This is a genomic window from Vreelandella maris (assembly GCF_013371085.1).
Classification (GTDB): Bacteria; Pseudomonadota; Gammaproteobacteria; order Pseudomonadales; family Halomonadaceae; genus Vreelandella; species Vreelandella maris.
The window spans coordinates 111,766-120,177 of the sequence record NZ_JABWCV010000013.1 but is presented as its reverse complement, the minus strand read 5'-3'; the positions used below and the strand labels follow the sequence as shown (position 1 = coordinate 120,177).

10 protein-coding genes are annotated in these 8,412 nt (G+C 53.7%); 2 read left to right on the top strand and 8 right to left on the bottom strand.

Annotation, left to right across the window (positions count from 1 at the left end):
* Nucleotides 1–70 precede the first annotated feature (70 nt).
* From HUO07_RS13095 to phnD, 6 genes are all read right to left on the bottom strand, one after another.
* Nucleotides 71–742, bottom strand: a complete 672-nt coding sequence (locus tag HUO07_RS13095; RefSeq protein WP_246286635.1) for a PDC sensor domain-containing protein — start codon at nucleotides 740–742, stop codon at nucleotides 71–73.
* A 121-nt stretch (nucleotides 743–863) separates the two neighbouring features.
* On the bottom strand, nucleotides 864–1,295 hold the full coding sequence (locus HUO07_RS13090) for a host attachment protein (protein ID WP_008956565.1): 432 nt from the start codon (nucleotides 1,293–1,295) through the stop codon (nucleotides 864–866).
* Between the two features lie 77 nt (nucleotides 1,296–1,372).
* On the bottom strand, nucleotides 1,373–2,182 hold the full coding sequence (phnE, locus tag HUO07_RS13085; protein ID WP_176303942.1) for a phosphonate ABC transporter, permease protein PhnE: 810 nt from the start codon (nucleotides 2,180–2,182) through the stop codon (nucleotides 1,373–1,375).
* Nucleotides 2,176–2,988, bottom strand: coding sequence for a phosphonate ABC transporter, permease protein PhnE (phnE, locus tag HUO07_RS13080; protein WP_176303941.1), 813 nt, complete (start codon nucleotides 2,986–2,988; stop codon nucleotides 2,176–2,178). Before phnE (HUO07_RS13080) ends, phnE (HUO07_RS13085) begins: the two co-directional genes overlap by 7 nt.
* Complete coding sequence (phnC, locus tag HUO07_RS13075) at nucleotides 2,975–3,772, bottom strand: phosphonate ABC transporter ATP-binding protein (protein ID WP_176303940.1); 798 nt, start codon at nucleotides 3,770–3,772, stop codon at nucleotides 2,975–2,977. The genes phnE (HUO07_RS13080) and phnC overlap by 14 nt, the downstream gene beginning before the upstream one ends.
* Nucleotides 3,773–3,828: 56 nt before the next feature.
* Complete coding sequence (gene phnD / locus HUO07_RS13070) at nucleotides 3,829–4,821, bottom strand: phosphate/phosphite/phosphonate ABC transporter substrate-binding protein (RefSeq protein WP_008956569.1); 993 nt, start codon at nucleotides 4,819–4,821, stop codon at nucleotides 3,829–3,831.
* Between the two features lie 174 nt (nucleotides 4,822–4,995).
* Here phnD and HUO07_RS13065 point away from each other — a divergent pair, with 174 nt between their 5' ends.
* A complete protein-coding gene (locus HUO07_RS13065) occupies nucleotides 4,996–5,595 on the top strand; it encodes a histidine phosphatase family protein (protein ID WP_176303939.1) in 600 nt (199 codons plus the stop codon).
* Between the two features lie 50 nt (nucleotides 5,596–5,645).
* Nucleotides 5,646–7,109: a sensor domain-containing diguanylate cyclase gene (locus tag HUO07_RS13060; RefSeq protein ID WP_176303938.1), complete on the top strand. Its 1,464-nt coding sequence runs from the start codon at nucleotides 5,646–5,648 to the stop codon at nucleotides 7,107–7,109.
* 19 nt (nucleotides 7,110–7,128) lie between these two features.
* Here HUO07_RS13060 and HUO07_RS13055 read toward each other — a convergent pair whose 3' ends face one another.
* Together HUO07_RS13055 and HUO07_RS13050 are read right to left on the bottom strand one after the other, a co-directional pair.
* A complete protein-coding gene (locus HUO07_RS13055) occupies nucleotides 7,129–7,521 on the bottom strand; it encodes a RidA family protein (protein WP_022521312.1) in 393 nt (130 codons plus the stop codon).
* A 114-nt stretch (nucleotides 7,522–7,635) separates the two neighbouring features.
* Nucleotides 7,636–8,364 (bottom strand): amino acid ABC transporter ATP-binding protein, encoded by a 729-nt coding sequence (locus HUO07_RS13050; protein WP_035583650.1) that lies wholly within the window; start codon nucleotides 8,362–8,364, stop codon nucleotides 7,636–7,638.
* Between the last annotated feature and the right edge of the window lie 48 nt (nucleotides 8,365–8,412).

Below are 8,412 nucleotides of genomic sequence, written 5' to 3'. Positions count from 1 at the left end.
GTGTGTCTGAACGCCGGAAAGTGGTTAAAAAGTAGCCGATGTAAGTCGAGCCAGTAGGTGTTTAGCGGTGTTACAGCCTGAGTGCGGTACTGGCTGAGGTACTATGAGAAATCCAGGCTAGTGTTAAGTTAGCATCAGGGTGAGCGACGAGCGTGCCGTCATTCGTAGTAAGAAAACCAAAGCTAGCGTCTGTCGGTGCAATGCCGCTAACAATCTCTATGACATCAGTGATGGCAATATCGGCCCCAACCACAGCTGCTAGCTTTTCGTTTTGATAATAAGGGCGCGCAAACGTAACGATAAGGCCACCGCTTTGGGCATCTACATAGGGGGTAGTAATAATGGTTTCTCCTGCACTTACCGCGTCTTGGTACCAGGGACGCTGGCGAGGATCATAATCACTAGGGGGCTCCCAGCCATCGGAAAAAATAGCGGCTGACGTAGAGGGGTGGGCAATGTAGGTACTCATGAAATTGCCTGAGGACTCTAATTGGCGCAGCGCGGCAAGCGGGTCATCGCTATTAACCGCATCTTCCATACTGGACAGCATCGTATAGCGTGCGCTAAACCACTCGTTGATAGCTTGCGTATTACCTTTAACCACGGCACTTATATTACGGGTTATTTGTTGATTATTATGGTGTTTTACCGTGGTATAGCTGGCAATGCCGTTAATCATCAGGGCAAGAGTAATCACTACTAGCGCAGCTAGTAGAATGCGTGCTCGGAGGGTGGAAAACATGATCGCTCTCGACGTCGAAGTGCATGTCAGTACCCAGGGAGGCACTGTTGATAGAACTTCTTAGTATCGGCGAGAGCGACCACTACTTTAGGCTAGCGAGGAGATTGTAAAGTTAATACATCTAACGTAAGTCGCTCACGGCGGTTTGAATTTCTGCTAGTGAGGCTTTGCTTAGGTCTTTCGAAAGGGAGTGAATGACCAGTTTCTGGGTCGGGCCATCAAGCTTGTCACGCAACAGGCCTAAAAATTTAGGTGGGGCGACCATGATTAGCTTCTCCAGGCTATTCTTAACCCGCGCACTGTAGAGGTGTTGCGCGACCTCTTTAGCAAACAGTTCATTCTCGTGCTGTGAAGCAACGTTTTCTTCTCCAGAAGAGCGTGACGTAGAGGATGTTGACTCATGCACATCGGCGCCGCGGCGATCAGTGATTAAATCGCCTTCATGAAGTCTTCCTGCTGCATGTACTAGGCTTTCCTTTTCGGCAAGATTAAGCGAATCACGGGTAAAAATACGCGCGCGAGCGGCGTCGGCTACCACGATATAAGTTGTCATCGCTGTGCATACTCCTTGTCGTTGATGATCCTTTAAACATGGCAAGCGTTTGGCGCTAGGTCAAACGCTTAGGCCACTTACAGGACTTTGCCGCGCAGCAAGCTAGTGATGGCTTCGCCAATCAGCACCAGCACAATAATAGCAATCAAAATGGTCGCTACGGTGGGCCAGGCAAAAGTATCGATCGCTCCTTGCAGGATGACACCAATACCACCCGCACCCACTAAGCCAAGCACTGTCGATTCGCGAATATTGATGTCCCAACGCAGAATCACGATGGCAAAAAAAGCGGGCATGACCTGCGGCACGATCGCGTAGGCGACCACTTTGGCTTTGGAAGCCCCGGTGGCTTCCATGGCTTCTACCGGACGACGGTCAATTTCCTCGATTGCCTCGCCCATTAACTTGCCGATAAAGCCAATGGAGCGAAACACGATGGCGAGGATCCCTGCTAGCACGCCAGGACCAAAAATCGCCACGAACAGCAGCGCCCAGATAATGGTGTTTACCGAACGGCTGGAGACGAGAATAAAACGCCCCAGCCACAAGCAGGCACGGTTTGGCGTAGTGTTTTGGGCCGCAATATAGGCCACCGGTAAGGCCAAGAAGATGGTTAAGAAGGTCGCCAGGGTGGCGATATGCACGGTCTCAATGAGCGCCGCGATAATGCCATTAAATCCCGCTGCACTGGGTGGCCACATGCGTCCCCCAAGCGCAGAGATTTGGTTGGGCGCATCCCATACCCAGGGCCAGAAAATATCAATATCGCGTACCGTCCAGACCACTACTATCAAGGTGGCTAGGAGCACGGCGTAGCGAATAAGGCGTTGCTTGCGGTCGTAACGTTGCCAAACACGGTCGGCAAGCTGCTGTGCGTGATCTACCATATTTTTTTCCTTACCCAGCCGCTGACACCTTCGCTGAGCAAAATGACCGCGATAATAACGAGCAGAATCGCAAAGGCGAAATCGTAATCGTAGCGCCCAAAGGCGTTCATGAGCGTGCCGCCAATGCCGCCTGCCCCCACGATTCCAACCACCGCTGAGGCACGAAGGTTGCTGTCCAATTGGTACATGGAAAGGCCGACCTGGCGGGGCAGGATCTGTGGGAAAACTGCATAAAACAGAATCGCCAAATAGCCCGCTCCCGCGGCTTTCATCGCTTCAACCTGCCCCCAGTTAATTTCCTCGATCGCTTCGGCGAGCAGCTTGCCGACAAAACCAATCGAATAGAGCGTGAGGGTAAGGATGCCCGCCAGCGGACCAAAGCCGACAGCAGCGACGAACAGAATCGCCACGATCACCGGGTGGAAGCTGCGTGAGACAATAATCACTGCCCGGCCAATGATGTAAATCGGCATTGGAGCGATATTGCGCGCCGCCATCACGGCAAAAGGAATAGAGAGCAAAACCCCCATCAATGTGGCCAAAATGGCGATTTGAAAGCTCTCTTTAAAACCTGTCAGCAGTAGCTCGTAGCGCTCTAAATTGGGCGGGAAGCCGCCACTAAAAATACGCGCGGCGCGAGGCAACCCTTCAGAGATGCGCGCCCAGTTAAACGGTAGCGAGCCGAACGCCCACACCAAATAGACTATGGCGACGATGATCAAACAGTAGCGCAGCAGCGGATTGGCGATAAACGGTGGCTTTTTCCAAGTACGTGGTGAGGCAGTGGTAGCGTCAGGCGGAGTCATGGGCGCGCTCCTCCGCTGGATTCTCGGTGATCGCATCGTCCGGTGCTTCAATACCGCCGTAAATGGCGTCTAGCGCGTCTTTGTTGAAGTCGGCAGGCAACCCATCAAAGATCATCTTGCCGTGACGTAGACCCACAATGCGCTCGGTATAGGTTTTGGCCTGTGCCACGTTGTGGATATTAATGAGCACCGGCAGCGACAGCTCGCTGGCCAGGCTCTGCAGCAGTATCATGATCTGCTCGGAGGTGCGTGGGTCGAGAGAGGCCGTTGGTTCGTCTGCCAGCAGGACTTCAGGTTCCTGCATTAGCGCACGAACCACGCCTACCCGCTGGCGCTCACCGCCGGATAGCTCATCCGCGCGCTTGTTGGCGTAGTGAGCGATTCCCACCCGCTCCATCAGCACAAACGCACGTTCAATATCTGCCTGGGGATAGCGGCGCGATATCGCTTGATAGAGATTGACGTAACCCAACCGCCCGGCCAGCACGTTCTCCATCACGGTCAAACGATTCAGCAGATTAAAGCCCTGGAACACCATGCCGATTTTGCGGCGAGCACGGCGCAGTTCAGCGCCTTTCAGGTTCACCAGCTCATTGCCGTTGAGTTTGATTGAGCCAGAGGTGGGCTCGACCAGGCGATTAATACATCTCAGCATGGTGCTTTTACCTGCACCCGAGGCGCCTACGATAGAAACAACACTGTTCCCATTTACCTTGAGGTCAAGCCCTTTCAGCACGGCTTCATCGTGACCATAACGTTTGACCAGATTGGTAATTTCCAGCATGTGTCCGCTTCCATCGTCGAGAAAATAACCGCACCGCCGGAGGCGATGCGTTACGTTTACTCTTCCAGATTTTCTGGCGTATAACTCACATCATTAGCCGCCTGAATGGTGCGGATTACCTTCCAGTTATCCTGGTAGTTGATGGGAATAAATTTCTCGACGCCTTCAAACTCCTCTCCTAGCTCGGTGCCGACAAAATCAAAGCTGAAAAAGGCTTCTTCGATTTTTTTGACCAGATCTGGGTGCAGGTTATGGGCGTAGTTGTAAGACGTGGTGGGGAAGCGGTCGGACTCAAAAATCAGCCGCACGTCCTCTTCATCGTAAAGGCCGCGGGCGGCCATCCGCTCGACGACTTCAGAGGCCACAGGAGCGGCGTCATAGTCTTGGGCCACAACACCTAGCATGGACTGATCGTGGCTACCCGAGTAGACCACCTCGTAATCTTCATCGGGCGTAATGCCGAGTTCAGGCAGCAGGGCGCGAGGGGCCAAGTTCCCCGAGTTGGAGGTGGGCGAGGTGTGGGCGACACGCTTACCTTTGAGGTCTTCTACCTCGTGAATGTCGGAATCGACGTGGGTAAATAGCTGCAGGGTATAACCAAATTGGCCGCTATCAGAGCCCATCAATGCAAATGGCACAGCACCAGCCAAATTCACCGCAAACGGTGTGGGGCCGGTAGAGAACCCAGCAATATGCAGCCGCCCGCTGCGCATGGCTTCTACCTGCGCCGCGTTGGACTGCACCGCGAAGAAGCGCACATCGCGCTCGGTGACTTCCGCCAAGTGATCGATAAAGGGCTGCCAGATATCTGAATAAATGGCCGGATCTTCTACCGGGGTATAGGCAAAGATCAGCGTATCGGGATTAACCCACTCAGACTCGTCAGACGGACGATCAGCGACCATATCGCCATCTTCGTCGCAATAAATGGCAGCCAAATCACCCCGCTCACACTCAGCGAAAGCAGGTGTTGTTAACAGGGCGAGCGGAAGGAGTGATGCGGCGGTAAGCATTGCAAGCGGGCGCTTGCGGAAGAGCGAAGTTGCCATGGTATGCCTCGTTTGTACGGTTATTGTTGTGTGCTTGCTATGGTTAATGCTTTGTTCTCTTCACTGCGATTTGCCACTTATGAAAACGAAAAATAGTTCGTAAGTGGACATTCCGCGCGAAGGATGGTTATTTTCGAAAGCAGACACCTTCAATCTAGGGTTTGTGACAAACTTATGTCAAATACTTTACAACCTCCCTCCGACCATTGGCGCAATCGCTATTTATTAATGCGCCACGGCCACAGCCAAGCAAACCAACAGGGGCTAATTATCAGCAGCCCTGAGCGCGGTATTAACGAGTTTGGTCTCTCGGCGATCGGCGAGCGCCAGCTTGCCCAGGCGGTGGCTGAGTGGGGGTGGCCTGTGCCCACCAAAGTGGTGCATTCAGATTTTTTAAGGACGACACAAACGGCTGCCCAGGTGGCGAGCGCTTTTAAGCTTGAGATGGCAGTAGATAAGCGTCTGCGGGAGCGTTATTTTGGCGAATTCGATGGGCAGACTGATGCGCATTATCCTGACGTATGGGCACTGGACAGCCTTAATGCCGATCACGCTCATCATCAGGTGGAAGCCGTTAGCTCAGTAGCGGCGCGCATGAGCGCCGTGATGGAAGGGCTAGAACAGCAATACGCAGGTGAAATCATCCTGTTGGTAAGCCACGGCGACCCGCTGCAAATCCTGCTCACGGCGCTGGCCGGGAAATCGCTGACGACCCATCGTGAGCAAACGCCGTTAGTACCCGCTAGCATCACTCTGTATGGGCATGGTGTGTAATCCGCAGAAAACTTTGTGGTAGTCTCTAAGAAAAGTAAAGAGATGCTACTATGCCTGCTCCTTTATCGCCGGATGCGCCGAGCTTGCTGAATGCCCTTGCCGTGGGCAGCCGTGCGCTAATCAATACTCACTTTTGGAGTGAGGGTGTTGATCAGCTATTGGCGGCGTTAGGGGAGGCATCGGGTGTCAATCGAGTGTGGATATTTCAAACCATAGAGCGCAACCCAGACGGTGTCCTGCAGGATTTTGTTTTTGAATGGGCGTCTTCATCGCACTATCGTGAGCGAACGCAAAAACGCTTTCGCTTTTTTACCACGCTGATCGACGATTCCGAGTATGAGGAAATGGTCAATCGCCGTGAGCGCGGAGAATCCTACACCTGTATTACGTCGAAGGTGGGTCTGGGAACGCTGCGCGACAATTTGGAAAGCCAATCGATTCAATCGATGGTGGCCGTTCCGATTATGGTGGATGGCCAGTGGTGGGGCACGTTGGGCTTTGACGACTGTGAACGCGAAGTTGACTGGGAAGGAGCGGGGCTGCAGGCACTAGTGATCGGCGCTGAACTGATCGCCTCGGCTATTTATCGACAGCAGCTTACCCGCAGGCAGCGTCAGGTTGATCTGCTGCAGCAGGTCGCCGCCTGCGGCACCTGGGAGATCAATACTCGCAGCGGCGCCACTTGGTGCTCTTCGGCGTTGCTGCTATCGCTGGGTTATCCTGGCGATTACGCTAGGCTCCCGTTGCGTCGCTTACTGGCCCATGCCATGCCCGCCGACCGATTACGGGTGTTTGGTTTGATTCGCGAGTACCAACAGCGGCTGCAAACCCAATGTCGTATTGATGTTCAGCTCAGGGTCGCATCTGGGCAATGGCGCTGGCACGAACTGGTGATGGAAAGCTACTACACCGATGATGGCTATTTGGCGCGTATCGGTGGTCTAGCCATCGATATTAGCCAACGCAAAAAAATCGAAGAGCAAGCCTGGGCGGCAGCCGAGTTTGACGCCTTGACCGGCACGCGCAACAGGCGCGGCTTGGCTAACCACTTAGTGCAACTCAATGAGCGCTCTGAAGTGTCAGCCTATTATATGCTGATGATTGATATTGATTACTTCAAACAGATCAATGATCGCTACGGCCACCCTGCGGGGGATGAGCTATTGGTGGAGATGGCAAAGCGCGTCCATGATGTCCTGCGACCTGAGGATTGTCTGGCAAGGCTTGGTGGTGAAGAGTTTGCTGTTACAGCCGGTGATTTATCGCACCAAAAGGCCGTCCAACTGGGCGAGCGTATCCGCCAACGAATAGCCCAGCAGCCGTTTTATCTGACGGCGAGTGATTCTCAAACGCCGACGATGGTGACACTCACCGTCAGCGTGGGAATAGCACCTTTGGCGCTCACCAGTGATTTAGACCACAGTCAGGCAGTAGCCGTTGCCCAGGCTGACCAAGCGCTCTATGCCGCCAAAGCGGCGGGGCGCAATCGCGTCGTGGCACACTGGCAGCCGTGATAACGCCTATTGATAAGGTTTATTGCTGCGACGGCGGAATCCAGGCGATCATATCGACTTCCACATCGGCGCCGCCCGCTAAGCCGGTTACGCCAATGCAGGTGCGGGTAGGTAGCGGCTGCGGAAAGTAGCTCGCGTAGACCTTATTCACTTCATCGAAATGGCCCATATTGGTAATAAACACCCTAGACTGCACCACATATTCAAAAGCGCTGCCGACTTCTTCCAGCACAATCGCCAGGTTCTGCATCACCCGGTGTGTCTGCTCGGTGAAAGTGCCCAGCAGCATTTCGTTGGTTTCCGGCACGGTCGGCATTTGCCCAGTGATAAACACCAGATCACCTACGCGGCACGCATGAGAAAACGGTGCGATGGGCTGTGGCGCGCGGTCAATAAACAGCTTTTCAATCATGCTTTTGTCCTTTATTTGATAGCCGTTTTTTAAAGTCTGTTAACCATCATAGGCCTCAAATGAGGCCCATGATGACGTACTTATCAACAGCTGCTTTGTCAGGTGGGCTGTGGGTTAATGCCCCAGAATCTGGCTCAGGAACAACTGGGTGCGCTCAGACTGCGGGTTATTGAAGAACGGCTCAGGCGCGTTTTCTTCAATGATTTGGCCCTGATCCATAAAAATCACTCGGTCAGCGACCTTTTTGGCGAAGCCCATTTCGTGGGTGACACAGATCATGGTCATGCCCTCTTCAGCAAGCTCCACCATAACGTCGAGCACCTCTTTGATCATCTCGGGATCGAGGGCGGAGGTGGGCTCATCGAACAGCATGACGTCAGGGTGCATGCACAGTGAGCGGGCGATGGCCACGCGTTGCTGCTGGCCCCCCGAAAGCTGCCCGGGGTACTTGGTGGCCTGCTCTGCAATGCGCACCCTTTCAAGGTACTCCATGGCCAGCGCTTCGGCTTCTTTACGGGGCTTCTTCTGAACCCACATTGGCGCGATACAGCAGTTTTCCAGCACCGTTAAGTGAGGAAACAGGTTAAAGTGCTGAAACACCATACCCACGCTGCGGCGAATCTGCTCTATACGCTTAACGTCTTGGGTCAGCGGTACACCGCCCACCACAATTTCACCTTTTTGGTGCTCTTCAAGGTGGTTAATGCAGCGAATCAGCGTGGATTTACCCGACCCCGAAGGGCCGCATACCACGATACGTTCGCCGCGTTTTACCTCAAGGTAGATATCACGCAGTACGTGAAAATCGCCGTACCACTTATTGACGTTGCGCATCTCGACCATCAGGTCAGAAGTGCTGGTGTCAGAGGTGTTAGTGGCTGCTTGTGTCAT